This window comes from Mucilaginibacter sp. (assembly GCF_039207105.1).
GTDB lineage: Bacteria > Bacteroidota > Bacteroidia > Sphingobacteriales > Sphingobacteriaceae > Mucilaginibacter.
In genome coordinates this window covers 1-23,293 of sequence record NZ_JBCECK010000011.1, presented here as the reverse complement: position 1 = coordinate 23,293, position 23,293 = coordinate 1, and the positions used below count along the sequence as shown (strand labels likewise).

The window sequence follows — 23,293 nt, the reverse complement described above, 5'->3', positions numbered from 1 at the left end:
CCCCATACCGATATTTTTGAATATTATACAACCAATTAAGTATATCCTTAATACCATCTTGACATACCTGCTTCACCAGAACTCCGCGTCTTTTAACGCGGGTTTGGGGCAATAATGCTGAAAAATGAAAGTATACATAACCCGGAGTTACCTGGCATTTTTAGTGCTGTTTTTAAGCTGTTTTTATTCCCCTGTAAAAGCTCATGATCTACCTAAGCAAATAACCATTGTACTACCTGTAAAGCATCATGTTAGGTTAGATTATGGCGCTCAAAAATTAAAAGAGGCATTACAATTTGCCGGTTATACCGTAAATATTCAACGAGGTGGAAAGTTAGTTGCCGGCAATATGGTTTATGCGGGGCTTCTACAGGATGCAAACACCAAAGCAATACTTACAAAGTTATCACTGGCCACCGGCAAAAATCCAGGTAAAGAAGGGTTTATAATCCGAAGTGCAGGCAAGGTAACAGTTATAGCTGGTGCCGACAATTCCGGTGCTTTATATGGCTGTTTGGAACTGGCCGATCGTATAAAGAAAGCTAAAAGCTTACCTGCAAACATATCGATAACTGACCAGCCTGAAATGGTGTTGCGTGGTACTTGTATCGGCGTACAAAAGCCTGCTTTATTACCCGGAAGAGGTACTTACGAATATCCATATACTCCTGAAAACTTTCCCTGGTTTTATGATAAAACCCTGTGGCTGCGTTATCTGGATTCACTTGCCGAAAATCGCATGAATTCCTTGTACCTGTGGAACGGGCATCCTTTTGCATCATTGGTTAAAGTAAAGGAATATCCTTACGCAGTGGAAGTGGACGACACTACTTTTAAAAAGAACGAAGAGATATACCGCTTTTTGGCCAGCGAGGCAGATAAGCGCGGTATATGGGTTATACAGGGCTTTTATAACATCATTGTATCCAAACCGTTTGCCGAAAAAAATCATCTGAAAACGCAGGATCGTAACCGGCACATCGTTCCCATAATTGCTGATTACACCCGAAAATCCATCGCGGCTTTTGTTCAAAAATATCCAAATGTAGGCCTGCTTATTACCCTTGGTGAAGCTATGGAAGGCGTGGGGCAGGATGATATTGATTGGTTCACTAAAACCATTATTCCCGGTGTTAAGGATGGTTTACAAGCCTTGGGCCGTACCGATGAGCCGCCTATTGTACTGCGTGGGCATGATACTGATGCTCCAACGGTAATGAAATACGCTAAACCCCTCTACAAAAATTTGTATACCGAAGCCAAATACAATGGCGAGGCACTCACCACCTATGAGCCGCATGGCCCCTGGGCCGATCTGCATCGTACCCTGAGCAACATTGGCACGGTGCAAATTGAAAATGTGCACATCATGGCCAACCTGGAACCTTTCCGTTATGGCTCGGCTGATTTTATACAAAAATGCGTACAGGCCATGCATCAGGTTTATGGCGCTAATGGTTTGCATTTATACCCACAGGCATCCTACTGGGACTGGCCTTATACTGCTGATAAAATAGACGGGCCAAGATTATTACAGATGGATCGTGACTGGATCTGGTACAAGGCATGGTCGCGCTATGCCTGGAACAGCAAACGCAACAGAAACGACGAAATAAAGTATTGGGCTGACCAGCTTGCGGCTAAATATGGAACTGACGAAACGCATGGCCGTGATCTGTTAGCCGCTTATGAGCAATCAGGAAATATAGCGCCTGAATTGTTGCGCCGTTTTGGAATTACCGATGGCAACCGCCAAACCATGACACTGGGTATGCTGATGAGCCAGTTGGTTAACCCGGAAAAATATGGTTTGTTCAGCCTGCTTTATAATTCTGAAGGCCCGGTTGGTGAAATGATGAGTGAGTATGCCGAAAAAGAATGGAAACATCAGCCCCATACCGGCGAAACCCCTGTTAAAATAATTGACAGTGTAATTGTACAGGGCCGTAAAGCAGTTGAGGCTGCAGATAAAGCTACGGCAGGGATAACTCAAAACAAGGCCGAGTTTTTAAGGCTCAAAAATGATATGTACTGTTATAATGCATTGGCCAATAGCTATGCCTATAAAGCAAAAGCTGCCCTTTGGGTGTTACGGTATAAATATTCTGATGATGTAGCAGATCTGGAAAAGGCGCTTCCTGAGTTACAAACCAGTTTAAAGTATTATGAGGAGCTGGTAAAACTTACAAAGGACACCTACCTGTATGCCAATAGCATGCAAACCAAGCAGCGCAAAATTCCCGTTGGTGGTAATGATGCTAAAATGAAAACCTGGGCTGAGTTGCTGCCGGTTTATCAAAAAGAGTTCAATAATTTTAAACGTAATATCGATTCTCTTAAATCGCCACAAACTTCGGCTAAAAAAGCAGAGAAAATTGTTCTGACTGATGCTGCCACCACCATTAAATTGGCAGATCGATATAAAATGATTGTCGGGGAGCATGTATTTACTGATACTTCAGTCGTAATAAAAAATGTAGCTAAGGAGCTGGAGGGCTTACAGGGTATAAAGTTTTCAAAAGCTATCCAGGTTAAAAACGGCACTGAGCTTAGTTTTAGTAATGCCAAACCGGTAAAAGTGCTTGTGGGCTTTTTCAACGGCAAAGAGCCTGGTTATCTGCCCGAACCACAACTGGAAACCGATGCCAGCGCCAATGATTATGGACAGGCTGATGTGAAAATAGCCAATGCCATTCAGATAGATGGTATGCCACCCGTGAATGTGCACACCTACAGCTTTAAAGCAGGTAACAATACGCTTACTTTAGGTAAAGGGGCCTGCTTAATTTTAGGAGTGGTGGATGATAGCGTTTATATCCCGGTTTATGACGCGGGTTTAAGTAATGCCGGAAATATTAAGGATTTACGCTGGCTGTTTAACTAAATTAGGGCTATGAAAAACAACCTATTATTCATCACTAAACCAATTGGCCTGGCGGCAATGCTGTTCATCTCCACCATCACCGTTAAGGCACAAGCCAACTTGAAATTATGGTACAAACAGCCCGCTCAAAAATGGACGGATGCATTACCCATTGGTAATGGCCGTTTAGGGGCTATGATTTTTGGGGGAGCTATTGTAGACCGTATTCAATTTAATGAACAAACGTTGTGGACAGGCGGCCCGCGCCATTATGAGCGAAAAGGAGCGGTAAAATACCTGCAGCCTATACGCCAATTGTTGTTTGATGGCAAGCAAGCCGAAGCTGAGGCAATGGCCCAGGAGCATTTTATGGGTATAAAAAGTAATGAGGAGAGTTACACTACCGATTCTGCCGCATGGCTCAAAAAAGTAAGTGCTAATATGGCTCCCGCTGCTGTTGGTTTTAATGATGTTAAATGGAAAACTATAACTATGCCCAATGCCAATGGCTGGGAAACCATACCGGGCTTTGAAGGTTTGGATGGGGCAGTTTGGTTACGTACCACGTTTGAGCTGCCAGCAAACATGGTCGGTAAAAATTTGATGCTGAATATTGGGCGGGTGCGTGATATAGATTTTACCTACGTTAACGGCAAGCTTGTTGGCTCGGCTGCTAATACAGCTAATCGTAAGTATGCTATCCCTGCTGATTTGCTTCATCCCGGAAAAAATATTATTGCTGTTCAGGTTATCAACTTTTTTGATAAAGGAGGTTTTACTACAGTTAAAGAGAAATTTGCTGTTTATCCTGAAGGTGATAAACCCGAAAACGGTATCCTGCTAAAACCTGAGTGGAAATATTGGATACAGGATAATAATCCGCCAGAGTATCCCCGTTATAATGCCGATTATCAGCCTTTTGCTGATCTTTATCTGCAATTTCCTAAACAGACAGTAAGTGATTATAAACGCGACCTTGATATCAGCAACGCAACCGCCCATGTAACTTACAAAGCCAACGGCATTACCTATAGCCGAGAATATCTGAGCAGTGCGCCTGATCAGGTAATCGGTATTCATTTAACAGCCAGTAAGCCAGGTAGTATCACGTTAAAAGCTTTACTAAAAAGCCTGCATCAAAACTATATTACCCACAAGGTTGATGACCATACCTTGGCTTTATCTTTAAAAGTTCACGATGGTGTTTTAAAAGGTGTTAGCTATCTGTACGTACAAAACAAAGGTGGCAACCTATTAGTTACAAATAATGATATAGTCATTAGCAGTGCAGACGAAGCTACACTTTACCTGAGCGCGGCTACCAGTTTTAAAAATTACCATGATGTATCCGGCGACCCGGAAGCTATTTGCAAAAAACAAACAGCTGCCATTAAGTCAAAAAAGTATGATACAATTAAAGCTGCTCATATTAAAGATTATCAAAAGTATTTCAATACGTTTTCTATTGATCTGGGCAAAGGTGCTAATGCCGATCTGCCAACGGATGAGCGCATCCTGAAATTCGTATCTGCACCAGATCCTTCATTTGTTACGCTTTACACACAGTACGGACGGTATTTGCTTATTTCATCTTCAAGGCCGGGCAATGCCCCGGCTAATTTGCAAGGTATCTGGAACGATCTGCTTACACCGCCCTGGGGCAGTAAATACACAACTAACATCAATCTGCAGATGAATTATTGGCCGGTTGAGGTATTGAACCTCTCAGCCTGTAGCGAACCATTTTTCAGTATCGTTGATGATCTGTCAAAAACTGGCCAAGCCACCGCCAAAGAGCATTATGATGCACCAGGCTGGGTGCTACACCACAATACCGATCAGTGGCGGGGTACAGCTCCTGTAAATGCCTCCAATCATGGTATTTGGGTTACAGGTGGTGCATGGCTTTGCCATCAGCTATGGGAACATTATTTATATACTCAGGATAAAAACTTTTTACAAAACCGTGCTTACCCCGAAATGAAGGGTGCGGCCGAATTTTTTGTGCACTTTTTAGTGAAAGACCCGAAAATCGGATACCTTATCAGCGCCCCATCCAATTCGCCCGAACATGGCGGGTTGGTGGCCGGGCCAACTATGGATCATCAGATCATTCGCGAGCTGTTTAAAGATTGCATTGCGGCGGCAGAAGTTTTGGCTACCGATAAATCATTTGTAGATAGCCTTAAAGATAAATTTAAACAGATAGCTCCTAATAAAATAGGCAAATATGGCCAGTTACAGGAGTGGATGGAAGATAAAGATGATACCGCCGATACCCATCGCCATGTATCCCATATGTGGGGCGTGTTTCCTGGTACGGATATAACTTTTAAAACACCTGAACTGATGAAAGCGGCCGAACACTCTATGCGTTATCGCGGTGATGAAGGTACCGGCTGGAGCATTGCCTGGAAGGTAAATATATGGGCCAGGATGCGCCAGGGTGATCATGCTTATATGATGTTTACCAAACTGCTTTCGCCCGCTGATGTTAACTCGGGCAAGGAAAAAGGAGGCGTTTACCATAACCTGTTTGATGCGCACCCACCATTCCAGATTGACGGAAATTTTGGAGGAGCGGCCGGTCTGTCAGAAATGCTGTTGCAAAGCCAGGGAGATGATATTGAACTGCTGCCTGCACTACCATCGGCTTTGCCTCAAGGCAACATCAAAGGTATTTGTGCCCGGGGTGGTTTCGAGCTGAATTTTAACTGGCAAAAAGGTGCACTGCAAAGTGTGCAGGTACTGTCAAAAGCAGGAGGTGTTTGCCGCTTGCGTTATCAGGATAAAACTATCAGCATCAATACTCAAAAAGGTAAAACTTATCAGTTTAATAGCGATTTGAAGCAGATATGAGCTTAAATATCTGCAATATAAAAAAAGTGATTTTTGGGTTTAACTATAAGCCTGTTATTGCCTTTTTTATAGTGTTAATGCAATTCATAGCATATGCTGCATCTGCCCAGCAAAGCCGGCAAGATATCTTATTGAGTAATAACTGGCATACAGTTGCAACCGATAGTAATAATAAAGCGTATCCAAGCTTTGAGCAATATTTTTTTAACGATAAAGGTTGGAAAACCGTAAATGTACCGCACAATTGGGATACGTATGAAGGTTACCGACGTATACCGCATGGCAACAGGCACGGATATGCCTGGTATCGAAAGGCTTTTCCCTTAATAAGTAAACAAGCGGGCAAACGTTATTTTTTATGGTTTGAGGGGGTAGGATCGTATGCAACGGTTTGGCTTAATGGTAAGCAGGTGGGTTATCATGCAGGCGGCCGTACATCTTTCACTTTAGATGTTACAGACGCTATAAAAACCGGCAAGCAAAATCTGCTCTGTGTTCGGGCCGATCATCCATCGTACATAAAAGATCTGCCCTGGGTATGCGGAGCTTGTTCGGATGATCCGGGCTTCTCAGAAGGGTCACAGCCGATGGGTATCTTCAGACCAGTTCATTTGGTTGTAACAGATGAGGTTCGGGTTGAACCTTTTGGTGTGCACATCTGGAATGATACAACAGTATCCGAAAATTCGGCAACGCTTAACCTTGAAACGGAGGTCAAAAACTACGGGACACGATCAGCGTCTTTAAAAATCACCAGTAAATTAATTGACCAAAATGGGAAGTCAATTGCAGAAGTGAGTAGTGGAGATCAAATAAGAGCTGGCGAAACAAAAGTGCTTTCGCAGATATTGAAAAACCTTAAGAATGTGCATTTGTGGAATTTAGAGAATCCTTATTTATATACTTTAGTTACTCAAATATGGAAAAATGGTAAGGTAATTGATCAAATTACTACTCCTTATGGAATCCGTTGGATAAGCTGGCCAATTGGTCGTAATAATGGCGATGGACGGTTCTTTCTAAACGGTAAACCCGTGTTCATTAATGGTACAGCCGAATATGAACACTTGATGGGCAAAAGCCATGCCTTTACCCATGCCGAAATCAAAGCACGGATAATGCAGGTTAAAGCGGCGGGTTTTAATGCATTTAGAGATGCGCACCAGCCTCATAATTTAGAATATAATAAGTACTGGGATAAATTAGGCTTGCTTTGGTGGCCTCAGTACTCGGCTCATATATGGTTTGATACCAAAGAGTTTAGGGATAACTATAAAGCGTTATTAGTTGATTGGATAAAGGAGCGTCGCAACAGTCCGTCGGTTATTTTATGGGGTTTACAAAACGAAAGTAAGCTGCCAGCTGATTTTGCACAAGAATGCAGTGCTTTGATCCGTAAACTCGACCCAACAGCTTCATCTCAACGAAAAATAACTACCTGTAATGGTGGCTCAGGAACCGATTGGGATGTACCCCAAAACTGGACAGGTACTTATGGTGGTAATCCGTTAACCTATGCCGAAGATCTCAAAAAACAGATACTGGTAGGTGAATACGGCGCGTGGCGTAGCCTGGGTCTGCATACCGAAGGGCCATTTAACACCAATGGCCCTGTGAGCGAAGATAGACTTAATCAATTAATGGAGACTAAAATACGCCTGGCTGAATCTGTAAAAGATAAGGTTGCCGGGCATTTTGAATGGTTGTTGTATTCACATGAAAATCCCGGTCGTACTCAAGGTGGTGAGGGTGAACGGGAGCTTGACAGGGTAGGCCCAATAAACTATAAAGGTCTGTTTACAGCCTGGGGGCAACCTACCGATGCCTTTTATATGTACCGGGCAAACTATGCGCCAAAAGATAAAGAGCCTATGGTTTACATTGTATCGCATACATGGCCTAACCGCTGGCTTAAACCCGGGAAAAAAGATAGTATAACTGTTTACTCCAATTGCGATGAGGTAGAACTTTTTAATGATATACAGCATGAGTCATTAGGAAAAAGAAAGCGGAATGGCATTGGTGCACATTTTCAATGGGAAAATGTGGATATCAAATACAATGTATTATATGCTACAGGTTATGTAAATGGCAAAGCTGTGGTTCATGATAAGGTAATACTTAACCATTTGCCGGTAGCTCCGCATTTGAAAAAGGATGTGGGTACAGCTATGCTTAAGCCTGCTGCTGGTTATAATTATCTGTATCGATTAAATTGCGGCGGACCTGATTATAAAGATAGTTTTGGCAACTTGTGGATGGCCGACAGGCACCGGGATAACCCTAAACAAGTGGGATCGTTATCATGGACAGATGATTATCCAGGTATGCCAGCCTTTTTCGCCAGCCAGCAACGCACTTTTGACCAGATATCCGGTACAGGAGATAGCCCCTTGTTTCAAACTTTCAGGTACGGTATGAATAAGCTACGTTTTAGTTTCCCTGTACCCGATGGCGACTACCGCGTAGAACTTTACTTTACCGAACCCTGGTATGGAATAGGCGGTGGCATGGATTGTTCCGGTTGGCGTTTGTTTGATGTGGCTGTTAACGGCGAAACAAAGATCAAAAACCTGGATATATGGAAAGAGGTTGGCTGTAATAAAGCCCTAAAGAAAACAATTACTGCGCATGTAAAAGGTGGTATGTTAAGTATATCGTTCCCAAATGTTGAGGCAGGAGAATCCATTATTTCGGCTATCGCCATTAGTTCCTTAAATAAAACTGTTCACGTTACCACTAACAATGGTGGTGTTATCCAGAGCTTGAAAGGTGCTAAAGGCTGGTCGGTACAAAGCTGGCTTGATGTTGGCGAAAACGTATACGCAGATAAAAGTATCAAATTCAGTGATCTTCCACCTGCGTTATATGGTGCCGATTGGATCAAGACAAGTTACGATCAACCGGAAACTGAAACCTCTTTCTCCGTGAAAGCTGAAGCAGACGTTTTTGTAGCCATTGATTTACAATCCACGCAAAGGCCGCAATGGCTGTCAGATTATGAAGCTACCGGGCAATGTATAGAAACAGATGAGGACGATGGGCGCAAGCTACCTATTTATCGAAAAAGGTTTAAGAAAGGGAATATCGTAACCTTAAACAATAATGAAGGTAAATATCCTTATATCGTAGCTGTATTACCGGTCACTACACTTCAGCCCGCAACTGATCTTCGTAAGATTATTAGCTACAAAGCAGAAACCGCCGAACTGCAAAGTGGGGTTGTAAAAGATACGCTGAACGGTAAAAATGTGATCCGTTTTGAAAAGGATGATAGAGTTGTATCGTTCCCGGTTACTCCCGGCGTGGGGGCATTGTATGCGTTTCGTATTAAATACTACAATCCAACAGGTCAAACATTTACCGGAAAAGTAGAGTTGCGCGCTGCTGATGGTACCGTGATGAATCAGGTACAGATCAGTTTTAAACCGGTAGCCAAAAATAAATCGGGCACTGTAGCCACTTCAAGCGGAACAAGTATTAACGCGGGGAATTATAAGCTGGTTATCATGGGCGTTAAGTCGGCAGGTTTGTGTATATCAGGCATCGAAATGCAGTAGAAAATTGAACATGAAAATAATGATCAAAAAAATTTATGTATTGCTATTGTTATTACCAGCCTGCGGTTTTGCTCAGGACTTAAAGGTAGTAAACCTGCAATGCGAGTATAAGCAGAATCCGCAAGGTATTGAATCGCTGATGCCTAAATTGAGCTGGCAGCTACAGAGCAAGCAGCATAACGTTATGCAAACCGCGTATAGGATATTGGTTACAGATGATGTTACAAAGCTCAAGAATAATGAGGGTAATGTTTGGGATTCTAAAAAGGTAACTTCTTCAGCTTCTTTACAAATAGCTTATAAAGGAAAGGTACTGCAAGCCGCTAAAACCTATTATTGGAAGATAATAGGTTGGGATAATCATCAGCATACTTCAGCATGGAGTGATGTGGCCAGTTGGCAAATGGGGTTGTTAACTAAAGCCGATTGGAACGGTGCTAAATGGATTGCTTATGATAAACTTCCTGATACTGCTGCTATTGTGCCGTTTTATCATGGCAGGGGGCCTAAAAAGCTGGGCGCGGCCAATGATGTGCTGCCGCTGGTTCGCAAATCATTTGATGTGCAAAATCAATTGAAAAAAGCTACCCTTTACATTTGCGGTTTAGGGCATTTTGAGTTAAGCCTGAACGGCAAAAAAACAGGTGATCATTTTCTTGATCCGGGGTGGACTAAGTACGATAAACAAGCCCTGTATGTGCCTTTTGATATTACCAACGATTTAAAATACGGGAAAAACACTGTTGGTATAATGTTGGGTAATGGGTTTTACTACATTCCACGTGATAAGCGTTACCGTAAACTTACCGGCGCGTTCGGCTATCCTAAAATGATCTGCCGCCTGGTTATGGAGTACCAGGACGGTCACATTGAAAATGTATTAAGTGATGAATCATGGAAAGCCACTCCGGGGCCCATCACCTTTACCAGCATATACGGAGGTGAAGACTATAATGCCAACCTGGAGCAAACCGGCTGGAATACCAATGACTTTAATGATAATAATTGGCATAAAGCGATCATTGTTGATGGCCCATCGTTGTTAAATGCTCAGTTTGCCGATCCTTTAAAAATAATGGAGGAGTTTGCACCTCAGCGCAAAAATCAACTCAATACGGGTGCATGGGTTTATGATCTCGGTCAAAACTTTTCAGGTATACCGCAGATCACCGTGCAGGGTAAAAAGGGCGATACGGTAAGAATCATCCCTGCCGAGCTGATCAATGCCGATGGCAGTGCCAATCAAAAAGGTTCCGGGGGGCCACATTACTATAATTACATTTTAAAAGGCAATGGGCCTGAAACCTGGCATCCGCAGTTTACCTACTATGGCTTTAGATATTTACAGGTAGAGGGTGCTACACCGCAGAATGAAGCTAATACGAAAAAGCTTCCGGTTGTTATGGATATTAAAGGATTGCATACCCGTAATGCAGCTGCTACAATGGGTAAGTTTACGTGTTCAAATGAACTTTTTAACCGTACATTTAAACTCATGGACTGGGCCATGAAAAGTAATATGGCCAGCGTGTTTACCGATTGCCCGCATCGTGAAAAACTGGGTTGGATAGAGGAAGCGCATTTAGTGGGCAGTTCGCTGCATTATAATTATGATATAGCAGGCCTGGCGCGTAAGTGTATCAACGATATGCGCATATCTCAAACAGATGATGGATTGATACCCGAAATAGCACCAGAATATGTAAAGTTTGAAGAGCCTTTTCGCGATTCGCCGGAGTGGGGGAGCAATGCAGTGATACTACCCTGGTATGTTTATCAATGGTATGGGGATAAAGAAGTACTGACCGAAAATTATGATATGATCAAGCGCTATCTCGCTTATCTTCACAAAAAGTCTGACGGGAATTTGTTGTATCAGGGCTTAGGCGATTGGTTTGATCTGGGGCCAAAGCCACCAGGTGTTTCGCAGTTAACACCAAAAGGTATTACTGCTTCGTCAATATATTACTACGATTTAAATATAGCAGCTAAAATTGCACAGTTATTAGGCAAACCGGCCGATGCCGAAGCTTACAAAAAGCAGGCAGCAACAGTAAAGCAAGCCTACAATAATAAATTCTTTAATCCCCAAACCCAACAATATGGCACTGGAAGCCAGGCCGCCAACGCTATGTCGGTATATGCGGGATTGGTTGATCCACAGTATAAGGCAGCAGTGGTTAACAATATTGTAAAGGATATCCACGAAAGAGGTAACAGCCTTACAGCCGGTGATATTGGCTACCGCTATCTATTAAGGGTTTTGGACGATGAAGGCCGGTCTGATGTAATTTATGACATGAACAGTCGCGATGATAAGCCGGGTTATGGTTACCAGCTGGCTCATGGAGCTACGGCGCTTACCGAATCATGGGCGGCATTACCGGCGGTATCCAACAATCATTTTATGCTGGGGCATTTGATGGAGTGGTTTTACAGCGGCCTGGCAGGCATCCGCCCGGCAGAAGGTGCTATGGCTTTCAATCATATCGAGATCAGGCCCGAAGTTGTTGGTGATGTAAGCTCGGCCAGCGCCAGTTATCAATCACCTTATGGTACTATATCGAGTGCCTGGAAAAAATGGGCTGAGGGATTTGATCTGAGCGTTAGCATTCCGCCTAATACTACAGCTACTATTTATCTTCCGGCCAGTAAGATGGCAGTTATCAAGGTTGATGGACAAAATATCAGCAATAAAAAAGATGTGAAATTGATAGGCTATAAAGATGGAAAAGCTATGCTGAAGATCGGTTCCGGAAATTACACTTTTAACGCTAAATAATATACATGATGGTACATACTTATAAATATTGGGTGTTATTGGTTTGCCTGTTCACAACAGGTAATGTATGCGCACAATCTACCTATAAAGCAGTTCCTGAAAAAGTAATGCAGGATATTTATCAACAGGTAAAAACGCCTTATAAATACGGTATGGTCGTGGTGCCCGACAGTAACTCCAAAAAAATAGATTGCCCCAGCGTGTTCCGCAAAGGAAACAACTGGTATATGACCTACATCTTGTTTAATGGCCGGGGCTACGAAACCTGGTTGGCCAATAGTAAAGACTTACTGCACTGGAAACCCCAGGGCCGCATCCTTTCTTTTTCAGATACAGCCGATTGGGATAATAATCAAAAAGCAGGCTACATTGCGCTACAGGATAATAAATGGGGAGGTTCATATCAGCTGCAAAAATATCAGGATAAATATTGGCTATCCTATTTCGGCGGACAGAGTAGAGGGTATGAAAAAGGATTATTATCAATTGGAATAGCTTATACAGATCAGGATCCGGCTTCTGTACATGAATGGAAACGATCAGGTCATCCTGTGCTGTCAAGTATAGATAAGGATGTAAGCTGGTGGGATAATCACACGCAATACAAAGAAACCGTGATCTGGGATAAAAGCAAATTAACGGGGCATCCCTTTATCATGTATTATAACGCTAATGGCGATAGCGTGAATAAAAAGCGCGGGGCCGAACGTATTGGTATGGCCGTATCTGATGATATGTTGCATTGGCAACGTTTTGGAAAAGACCCGGTACTGAATCATGGTGATGGTATTACCGGCGATCCTTATATTCAAAAAATAGGTGATGTTTATGTGATGTTTTATTTCGGAGCTTTTTGGAAAAACGGCACATCGGGTGTATTCAACCGCTTTGCGGCATCTTATGATCTGGTTCACTGGACGGATTGGACTGGTGGTAAGCTCATTGAATCATCTGAACCTTATGATAATATGTTTGCCCATAAATCATTCGTAGTAAAATACAAAGGTGTGGTTTATCATTTTTACTGCGCTGTAAACAAAGCCGATCAGCGGGGAATAGCTGTAGCTACTTCGAAGGACATGGGTAAAAGCGAATTGAATTTTGTGGCACCACCGGTTAAAAAGAAAAAACAATGAAGAAGATGAAGTATCGCTATTTTTTATTGTTGATATTCTTTGGTTATACAGTTACTGCACAAGCCCAAAACGTACGTAAAACCGAAAACTTTGATGCGGGATGGAAATTCTTTTTGGGTGATAAACCCGAAGCAAAAGATCCGTCGTTTACTGACGCTCAATGGCGAAATCTTGATTTGCCTCATGATTGGAGTATTGAAGGTAAGTTTGATCCTCAAAATCCTACAACTCAGGCCGAGGGAGGTTTGCCTGCGGGCATTGGTTGGTATCGTAAAACGTTTACCTTACCGCCCTCTTCAAAAAATAAAAATATATTTATTGATTTTGATGGAGTATACCATAACAGCGAGGTTTGGATAAATGGCCATTATCTGGGTAAGCGACCAAACGGATATATCTCTTTCAGATATAAATTGAGTACTTACCTGAAATTTAACGGACAAAAAAATGTGATAGCTGTGCGGGTTGATAATTCCGATCAGCCAAATTCGCGCTGGTACACCGGTTCGGGTATCTATCGTAATGTATGGCTGGTTACCACAGCTAAAACGTACATTGTCAATTGGGGTACTTATATCACTACCCCAAAGGTTAATGAACAATTGGCAGAAATAGCCTTGAGCATTCAGTTGCATCGCACAGGGTCTGATAGAAAATTAGCTGTACAAACACGAGTGATTGATTCTTTAGGAAAGGTTGTTACTCAAAAAACATCTCCAATAAACGATGCGGACAGCATAGCCGAGCAAAGTCTGCAAATATATAAGCCCAAACTATGGTCGGTAAGCAGGCCATATCTCTATAAAGTTGTAGTAAATGTGCTTGAGAATGACAAACTGGTAGATAGTTATATAACTAATACCGGCATTCGCTATTTTAATTTTGATGAGAATAAAGGCTTTAGCTTAAATGGTAAAAGCATGAAAATATTAGGTGTTTGCATGCATCATGATCAGGGCGCTTTAGGCGCCGCGGTAAATATGAGGGCTATTGAGCGCCAATTACAGATATTAAAAGCAATGGGTTGCAACGCTATCCGCACATCTCATAATCCACCAGCACCTGAGCTACTTGACTTATGTGACCGTATGGGCTTTCTGGTAATGGACGAGGCCTTTGATATGTGGAAGAAAAAGAAAAATAAATTCGATTATCATCAGGATTGGGACAAGTGGCATGTCCGGGACTTGCAAGATCAGATTCTGCGCGACCGTAACCACCCATCCATCTTTGCCTGGAGTATAGGTAACGAGATTCGGGAGCAATTTGATAGCACAGGCGTTACTATTGGGCGCGAATTGGTAGCTATAGTAAAACAACTTGACAAAACCCGACCGGTTACATCAGCGTTAAGCGATCCTGACCCTAAAAAGAATTTTATATTTCAGTCTGGCGCGCTCGATTTGGTTGGTTTAAACTATCACCAGGAAGTATATGCTGATTTTCAGAAAAACTATCCTGGCCAAAAGTTTATCGGGACAGAAAATATGTCGGCATTGGAAACTCGAGGGCACTATGACATGCCATCGGATAGTATCCGTCGTTGGCCAAAGGATGGTAAAACACCACTGAAGGATGGCAACCCGGATTATACCGTATCGGCGTACGATAATGTATCGGCTTACTGGGGATCAACCCATGAAGAAACCTGGAAGATCATCAAAAAATACGATTTCTTGTCGGGCCTTTTCGTCTGGACGGGCTTTGATTATATAGGTGAACCAACACCATATTTATGGCCCGCACGTAGTTCTTATTTTGGCATTGTTGATCTGACGGGCTTCCCCAAGGACATTTACTACATGTATCAAAGTGAGTGGACAACCAAACCTGTATTGCACTTACTTCCCCATTGGAATTGGAAAGCCGGCCAAACTATTGATGTATGGGCCTATTATAATAATGCCGATGAGGTGGAAGCTTATTTAAATGGTAAGTCATTGGGGATAAAGAAAAAGAATGGTGATGACCTGCATGTAATGTGGCGTGTAAAATACGAGCCGGGAACGTTAAAAGCGGTATCGCGTAAAAATGGGAAAGTAGTTTTAACTACCGAAGTTGCCACTGTTGGAAAACCTTATAAAATAAAGCTGGAGGCAGATCGAAACCGTATTAATGCCAATGGTAAAGACCTTTCTTTTATAACTGTATCCGTACTGGATCAGAACAACAATTTGGTACCTGATGCTAATAACCTGATTAAATTCAGTACAAAAGGGGCAGGAGTACTAAAAGCGGTAGATAATGGTTCGCAAACAGACCTTGATCCATTTGTAGCTCAAGAACATCGGGTATTTAACGGATTAGGGCTGGCCATTATACAGTCAAAAACTCAACAGGGGAAAATCACTATTAAGGCCGCCGCTGATGGCTTACAACCAGCCATCCTCACTATTGAAAGTAAATGATAATATCATATAATAGCAAGTCAAAATATTATATGAAAGCTTAGTACCGTTACATTAAATTTGTTTATACAATTATTAAACCTCTCTGTATAAATTTTAATGAATACCCACTTTAACGCATGAAAGTGCTGCCCGTGCTTGATTTTACCATTATAGGTATTTACCTGATGGGCATGGTATTGGTTGGCTTTTATTTTTCGCGTAAAAATAAAAATGCTGAACAGTTTACCAAGGCATCGGGTTTAATACCAGGCTGGGCTATAGGTTTGTCTATATATGCCACATTTTTAAGTAGTAACACTTTTTTAGGGGTGCCGGGCAAAGCATACGGAGGTAATTGGAATGCTTTTGTATTTAGCTTGTCTATGCCATTTGCTGCATGGGTGGCCGTGAAATACTTTGTACCATTTTACCGTAAAACAGGCGAGATATCTGCCTATACCCATTTCGAAAAAAGATTTGGCCCCTGGGCACGTACATATGCGGTTATTTGTTTTTTGTTAACTCAATTGGCACGTATGGGCTCTGTATTCTTTGGTATTGCCTTAAGCTTACAAGCGCTTACCGGGCTTTCTATGAAAATGATCATGCTGGTCATGGGGATATCTATTATACTTTATACTGTATCAGGTGGAATCAAAGCCGTTATCTGGACAGAAGTTGTTCAGGGAATTATTAAAACCTTGGGTGCAATGTTGATCATTTACCTGGTGGTAAATAGTATTCCCGGGGGCTTTGCAAAAATTAAGGAAATAGGTGAGGCGGATAATAAATTCAGTCTGGGCAGCTTGTCACTCAATTTTACAGCCCCAACCTTTTGGGTGATATTGTTTTATGGCTTTTTTATCAATCTCAATAACTTCGGGATGGATCAAAACTACATACAACGTTATCATGCAGCCAAATCAACTAAACAAGCTGCCAAGTCGGTATGGTTATGTGTGTGGATCTATGTTCCGGCATCGTTCCTGTTTTTTGTAATCGGCTCTTGTTTATATGCTTATTACATCCAGCACCCGGAACTCATCATGAGTATTAAACATCAGGCGGCGGTTGAACGCCTGCCTATAACCGCCACACCTGCACAAATTACCGGCTTGATGACTAAACTAACTCCCGCTGATTATGGTGATAAAATAATGCCACATTTTATGGTAACTAAAATTCCTGCTGGTTTGGTAGGCATCATCGTTGCGGCAATATTGTCAGCAGCTATGAGCACTATAAGTTCCGGAATGAATGCATCGGCCACAGTATTTACAGTTGATATTTATAAGCGATATTTTAAACCGAACTTAAACGATAAACAAACCCTTAATGTACTGCACATAGGTACTGTAGTATTCGGATTAGCAGGAATGGGAGCCGGTATAGCTATGATAGGTGTAAAAAGTATTTTGGATATATGGTGGCAACTTTCAGGAATATTCGCTGCCGGTATGCTTGGGTTGTTTTTGCTGGGCATGATTAGCAGGCAAACAGGTAATCACGAAGCCAAAATTGCCACTTTGATCGGACTTGCAGTTATTTTATGGCTTACCTTCCCAATGCTTATTCCCGATGAATATGCATCACTCCGGAGCAATTTGAATACAAATATGATCATCGTAGCCGGTACACTCACTATTTTCCTGACCGGCGTTTTTTTAACAAAAACAAGACGGGTTTTGGTATAAAACAATAACTAATACTACACAATAACATTAAAATGGAACAGAAGAAAAAAGGTTTTATACCGGTAATGTTAACACCTTTTAAAAACAATGGAGATATAGATTTCGACGTACTCACACAGTTAACCGAAATGTATTTGCAAGCCGGTGCATCGGGATTGTTTGCCAACTGTCTTTCCAGCGAAATGTTTGAATTGCAGGATCAGGAGCGTTTGCAGGTAATAAAACACGTTATAAAAGTGGTTAATGGTGTTGTACCGGTAGTTGCTACAGGTACTTTTGGCGGGGCAATTAATAAACAGGCTGATTTTGTTAAACAAGTACATGATACAGGTACGGCAGCTGTAATTGTTATAACCAGTTTGCTGGCAGATCAAAATGAAACAAACGAAGTATTTAACGACCGAGTTTTTGATCTGATAAACCAAACCGATAATATTCCCCTGGGGTTTTATGAATGTCCGGTTCCATATAAAAGGCTATTATCAGCACAACAATTGAGTGACTTTGTTGGTACAGGTAGGGTAATATATCATAAAGATACCTGTTTGGATATCAATCAAATCAGACAAAAATTGGAGGCGGGTAAAGCTAATGCCGAATTTGGTTTGTATGATGCTTACATGGCTCATGCCGTTGAATCGCTTAAAGCAGGTTCAGCTGGGCTTTCTTGCATCCAGGGCAATTTTTTCCCGGAACTGGTGGTTTGGCTATGCAATAACTATGCTAACACTGGCTTGCAACACGAGGTAGCAGAAGTTCAACAGTTTTTGATTGACAATATGGATGTGATGCACAATGTATATCCCGCTGTGGCCAAATATTGTTTAACTAAACGCGGGCTGAAAATATCAACAACTACCAGGCGCAGTGTAGGCGATTTTTCGCAAACTATTAAAAGCCAGATAGAACATTTATACAATAATTACACTTTATTGCAACAAAGTGTAGGGATTGAAATGGTTTGATTTTTAAGTTGTTGGCTGACCTTTGAGGTATTTTCTTTTGTACTCCAGCGGGGTCATTTTGGTAACCCTTTTAAAATGTCGGTAAAAATTTGATATATTGTTATATCCACACTCAAAACACAATACCTCGGTTGGTAATTTATCTTCAATCAGAAAACGGCAGGCATGACTGATCCTGATCTCCGTTAAAAAATCAAAATATGTTTTTTTGGTCATTAATTTAAAGTACCTGCAAAACGAAGTTACGCTCAGGTTACCAATGGCTGCTATTTTTTCTAAACTGATTTCTGTTTTATAATTAGCCAAAGTATAAGAGCAAACCTTATTAAGGCGGATGGTATCAGATTCATTAGATTGATGAAACTCGTTGGGCGATAATATAATAGGCTCAAATTCTTCGTTCTCTGATAATATTTTGAGTATAGATAGTAGAATGATCACCCGATCAAGATTGGTGGCGTTTACAGCCTGCCTCATTAATTTAGCAAGCTGCTCTCTGGCAGCGCCGCCAATAACCATTCCGCTTTTTGCCTTTTCAAATAGTTTGGGCAACAGATAAGCTTCTGGTAAATTCAAAAGATATTTACCCAAACAATCAGGTAAAAAATGAATAACGATAACTTCTACATTTAATCCTGAATCTGGCTGAAAATATTCGTCTTTGTAGCGCCAGCAGTGCGGAAGTGTTTCACCAAGTAAAGTAATTTCGCCTGGTGAAAAATTGCTGATATTATCACCAATAAAACGCACGCCTTCACCTTTAATTACGTAGTGTAATTCCAACTCAGGATGATAATGCCATATGCCTCTAAAGGTTGGTAAAATATCATGCCTTATGCTAAATGAATTTTGCGGTTTTACAGCAACCTTAAGAAAATGGGGCTTCATTTTAAAAAATCACTAAAGTTTTATCAGAAAAACGAGATATGCTTTGACTGACAATTGGTTTATAATTTTTAAAAATATGAATTTTAAAGCAATTAGAGTTGATAAAAAAGTAACATTCTCTTGACGTTGCTGGTATAAGCTATAAAAACTGGCTTATGCTAATATTGTACAATAAATTGATAAATACAGGGAGAAATAGCAATGACTAATATTTGATATTTGTTAAAGCATCCTGTTTTACAGGAGCGGCTACCCCAATCCATAAACCAATAGTTAAGCGTAACATTTTATAAGTATTAATAAATTATATGTCTTTGATTAATTGTTATAAACACAATTAAATTATAGCAACCATGATGAAAATAGAAGTGCATATCTGTACATTTTTATTCAAATCAGTAACCAATTAAAGTAACAGCGACCAATTAAATTAATTTCCATAAAGATGATCACAAAAAGATATATGATAATGTTTACTATCCTTTTTTGGGCAGGACTAACATTTGCGCAATCATCGGGTTCAACTTCTGATAAGGATAACTATAAAAAAGTAGTTACCGAACGGGCAAACAAGATTGTTGCTGTTCTTAATATCACGGATTCTGTAAAATTTAAAAAAGTACGTGATATAGTAGCGGCACAATATATCAGCTTAAATGATATATATGATGCCCGCAATGCCAGCCGTAAGCAAATAAAAGAACAAACCGGAGATGATAAAACCGCTGCTGCTGCAAAAAATGCAGAAGTTGATAGTAATGTAAATAAGCAAGTTAAAGCCCAGCATGGCATTTATCTTTCAAAATTAAGTAAAGAGCTACAAGCAGATCAGATAGACCAGATCAAGGACGGCATGACTTACAGAGTATATCCTATTACTTATGCAGCTTATCAGGATGAGTTACCAAATTTGACTGAACCTCAAAAGACTAAGATCAAGGCCTGGCTTATTGAGGCCCGTGAAAATGCCATAGATGCTGAGTCGGCTGAAAAAAAACATGCCTGGTTTGGCAAATTTAAAGGGCGTATCAATAACTATTTATCGGCGCAAGGATATGATATGAAAAAGGAAGGCGAGGAATGGCAAAAAAGGATAAAAGAAAGGAATATGAAAAATTAATATCCTCGTTGATAATGAAATTATCTATAACCGGCAGTGTGAGAAGTGTCGGTTACAGTATAATGGAAATAAAACCAATTAATTAACCTATTTATATGAAACCTAATTTAAGTTTTTATGAGAAGAATTTTCCTTCTGCTTTCGGTGCTGCTATTAATAAGTAGTACGTTAATGGCGCAAAACCGTACCATTACGGGCAGAGTAGTAAGCAGCGATAAAAATGAACCGCTTATCGGTGTCGCAGTGCAAATAAAAGGAAGTGCTGTTGGAACCACAACAGATACCAGCGGTCACTTTTCGTTGAAAGCCACCAACTTACAAAGTATTGTAGTTGGCGTAAGGTACATCGGTTACAATTATCAGGAAAAAACGCTAAGAATAGGCGAAATGAATGCCGATTTTAAGCTGGTAGCATCTTCAAATAGTTTAGAAGAAGTGGTAGTTGTTGGTTATGGCACGCAAAAAAAGATCCACTTAACAGGTGCGGTAGCTACTATCAATACTAAAGCTATTCAGGACATTCCCACAACTAATTTGTCACAGGCTATAAAAGGCCAGTTGCCAAACGTTTCTGTTGATGGGGGAGATACCCGCCCAGGTGCTGCAGGTGCTATAACTATCAGAAACCCTAAGTTTGGAAATAACCTTACTTCGGCAACAACAACTCCGCTTTATATTATAGATGACGCTTTCAGAACTCCTGCTGATTTCAATCTGCTTGACCAAAGTGAGGTTGAAAGCATTTCTATCTTAAAGGACGGTGCTGCCGCAATTTATGGTGTACAGGGTGCAAACGGTGTTATTATAGTTAAGACCAAACGGGGTAAAGCAGGTGCTGCTAAAGTAGAATACGCGGGGTCATACGGTTTGTCTGACGCTACCATGCTACCTAAAATGATGACAGGTTTGCAGCATGCCACTTTTCTGAACGATATGGCACAAACACAAAATAATTATAATCTTAACGATCTTGGATTTAATACAGTAACAAATGCAAAAGTTGCAGGATATTATACCCCCGATGAGTTGAGTTACTTTGCAAATCCGGCAAATGAAACTTATTGGCTACCTGTGGCCTGGAAAACGGCAACAGTTGAACGCCATGCTTTAAACGTAAGCGGTGGTACAGATAAAGCTACTTTTTTTGCGGGTGGCAGCTATGTAAAACAAGGTTCAAACTTTGATGGGGTTAATACCAATAAATGGACTTATCGCGCAAGTGCCGATGCAAAGGTTGCTAAAGGCCTTAAAGTAGGCTTATCGGTTAGTGGAGATATTTATCAGTCAAAAAGCTTTTGGTTCAAAACATCGGGCGAGAGTTTGGATGATGATGTTGGTACGCTTGCAAAAGTTCCGCAATGGACTAAATTTTATATTGACGGTAACCCTGTATTGCTTACTCCAAGTGGTAATGCCTCTAAAGACAACATTAACTTTTTTGAAATTCAAAAATCAGGTGACTATACTCAGCAAAACAACTATATATTGAACGTTGCAGCTAACGGACGTTATGATGTACCTTTTATACCTGGTTTAAGTGCTACAATTACTTATAACAGAAATGTAAACAATTTCTTTGGTAAGCAATATGGTTCAACTCATCAATTTTACCAGTATTCGGGTACAGGCACAAACGGTCACATACCCGGTGGCACTATTGTTGGAACGCCGCCTCCTATTAAAAATGGCGATCGTGTAAGGCTAAACCCTAATTATACTAATACCTACCAGTTGAATGATATCATCAACTATCAGCGTAAGTTTGGCAAGCATGATATTTCTTTCCTTGCACTTTATGAGCAATCAGAAAACTATATGGAAGGGGTTGCCGCCAGTGTTGAAGGGACTTTTGATGGTGGTAAGGATAATCAAAACTTTACTTATGGTACCCAGTCGTCTAACCAGGTTGGTTTGGTGAAAGAATATGGTAGAAAGGCGTATGCTACCCGTTTGGATTATAATTACGATAATAAATATATTTTACAACTTGCTTTTAGGGCCGACGCTAATACAAATTTTGCACCAGGCCATCAATGGGGATATTTCCCTTCAGGATCTGCCGGTTGGGTAATGTCTGATGAAAACTTCTTTAAGGATAATCTGAAATTCGTCAACTTTTTCAAAGTAAGAGGATCTGTAGGCCTGTTAGGAAATGATAATACAGCACCGTGGCAGTTTGTAAACAGTTACAAGTTTGCCACAGGACACGCGGCCGTTTTTGGTAATGGTGGTGGTGGTTCAAATACAACCCTTGACAGAGGTACAACTGTTGAACCAAACGTTCTGCTGCCAAATCCTGACGTAACATGGGATAGTAATTTAAAAGTAGATGTTGGTTTCGATGCCGAATTTCTATCACACCGTTTATCAATAACTGCAGATTACTATCATGACCATAGATATAATATGTTGACGAAATTATCGGCATCTGTTCCCTTTTTAATTGGAGCAGCCCTTCCTGCCGAAAATAAGCTTTCTATAAACAGCTTCGGTTATGAAATATCAGTAGGATGGAAAGATCATATCGGAAAAGATTTTACTTATAACTTCAATCCTTATTTCGCATGGTCTGATGCCCGTAATGTAATAATTGATCAGCCAGCCGGAAATATAGGTACTTATCTTGATATAGCCGGTAAATCAGATGATCCTGGATTTTTGGGTTACCGCTATCTTGGGATTTTCAAAAATCAAACGCAAGTTGATACATGGCTCGCTTCACATCCTGGCTATACTATCTTTGGCGAGGCTCCTCAGCCTGGTATGCCTTATTACCAGGATGTAAGAGGACCTAAGGATGCAAACAATCAATATACTGCACCTGATGGTAAAATTAATACCGAGGATTTAGATTATATAGCTAAGAAGTCAAGTAACCATTATAATGTAGGTTTAAACTTTGGTGGATCGTATAAAACAATTTCTCTTGGAGTTACTATGGGTATATCGTATGGCGGATATGATCAGGTAGAAGGGGACGCAACAAGCCCGGCCACTGCATTGGAAAACCGGCCGGCATTTTGGTCTGATCACTGG

At 41.1% G+C, this 23,293-nt stretch carries 11 protein-coding genes; 10 read left to right on the top strand and 1 reads right to left on the bottom strand.

Features of this window, described 5'->3' with window-relative positions; translation table 11 throughout:
- Positions 1–124 precede the first annotated feature (124 nt).
- The 8 genes from AAGC65_RS04000 (at position 125) to AAGC65_RS03965 (ending at position 18,249) form a co-directional block, all read left to right on the top strand.
- Positions 125–2,884 (top strand): hypothetical protein, encoded by a 2,760-nt coding sequence (locus AAGC65_RS04000; RefSeq protein WP_343111119.1) that lies wholly within the window; start codon positions 125–127, stop codon positions 2,882–2,884.
- Between the two features lie 9 nt (positions 2,885–2,893).
- Positions 2,894–5,722 (top strand): glycoside hydrolase family 95 protein, encoded by a 2,829-nt coding sequence (locus AAGC65_RS03995; protein ID WP_343111118.1) that lies wholly within the window; start codon positions 2,894–2,896, stop codon positions 5,720–5,722.
- Positions 5,723–5,799: 77 nt separating this feature from the next.
- Positions 5,800–9,282, top strand: coding sequence for a malectin domain-containing carbohydrate-binding protein (locus tag AAGC65_RS03990; RefSeq protein WP_343111117.1), 3,483 nt, complete (start codon positions 5,800–5,802; stop codon positions 9,280–9,282).
- 19 nt (positions 9,283–9,301) lie between these two features.
- Positions 9,302–12,064 (top strand): family 78 glycoside hydrolase catalytic domain, encoded by a 2,763-nt coding sequence (locus AAGC65_RS03985; protein ID WP_343111116.1) that lies wholly within the window; start codon positions 9,302–9,304, stop codon positions 12,062–12,064.
- Positions 12,065–12,069: 5 nt separating this feature from the next.
- The gene (locus AAGC65_RS03980) at positions 12,070–13,200 is read left to right on the top strand and encodes a glycosylase (RefSeq protein WP_343111115.1); all 1,131 of its coding nucleotides are present in this window, start codon (positions 12,070–12,072) and stop codon (positions 13,198–13,200) included.
- On the top strand, positions 13,197–15,608 hold the full coding sequence (galB, locus tag AAGC65_RS03975; protein ID WP_343111114.1) for a beta-galactosidase GalB: 2,412 nt from the start codon (positions 13,197–13,199) through the stop codon (positions 15,606–15,608). The genes AAGC65_RS03980 and galB overlap by 4 nt, the downstream gene beginning before the upstream one ends.
- Before the next feature lie 119 nt (positions 15,609–15,727).
- The gene (locus tag AAGC65_RS03970) at positions 15,728–17,284 is read left to right on the top strand and encodes a sodium:solute symporter (RefSeq protein ID WP_343111113.1); all 1,557 of its coding nucleotides are present in this window, start codon (positions 15,728–15,730) and stop codon (positions 17,282–17,284) included.
- 32 nt (positions 17,285–17,316) lie between these two features.
- On the top strand, positions 17,317–18,249 hold the full coding sequence (locus AAGC65_RS03965; protein WP_343111112.1) for a dihydrodipicolinate synthase family protein: 933 nt from the start codon (positions 17,317–17,319) through the stop codon (positions 18,247–18,249).
- A 3-nt stretch (positions 18,250–18,252) separates the two neighbouring features.
- Here the strand turns inward: AAGC65_RS03965 and AAGC65_RS03960 are convergent, their stop codons facing one another.
- On the bottom strand, positions 18,253–19,137 hold the full coding sequence (locus AAGC65_RS03960) for an AraC family transcriptional regulator (RefSeq protein WP_343111111.1): 885 nt from the start codon (positions 19,135–19,137) through the stop codon (positions 18,253–18,255).
- A 469-nt stretch (positions 19,138–19,606) separates the two neighbouring features.
- Here AAGC65_RS03960 and AAGC65_RS03955 point away from each other — a divergent pair, with 469 nt between their 5' ends.
- Together AAGC65_RS03955 and AAGC65_RS03950 are read left to right on the top strand one after the other, a co-directional pair.
- Positions 19,607–20,257, top strand: coding sequence for a DUF3826 domain-containing protein (locus AAGC65_RS03955; protein WP_343111110.1), 651 nt, complete (start codon positions 19,607–19,609; stop codon positions 20,255–20,257).
- 117 nt (positions 20,258–20,374) lie between these two features.
- The coding region (locus AAGC65_RS03950) for a SusC/RagA family TonB-linked outer membrane protein (RefSeq protein ID WP_343111109.1) at positions 20,375–23,293 on the top strand (2,919 nt) is incomplete at its 3' end.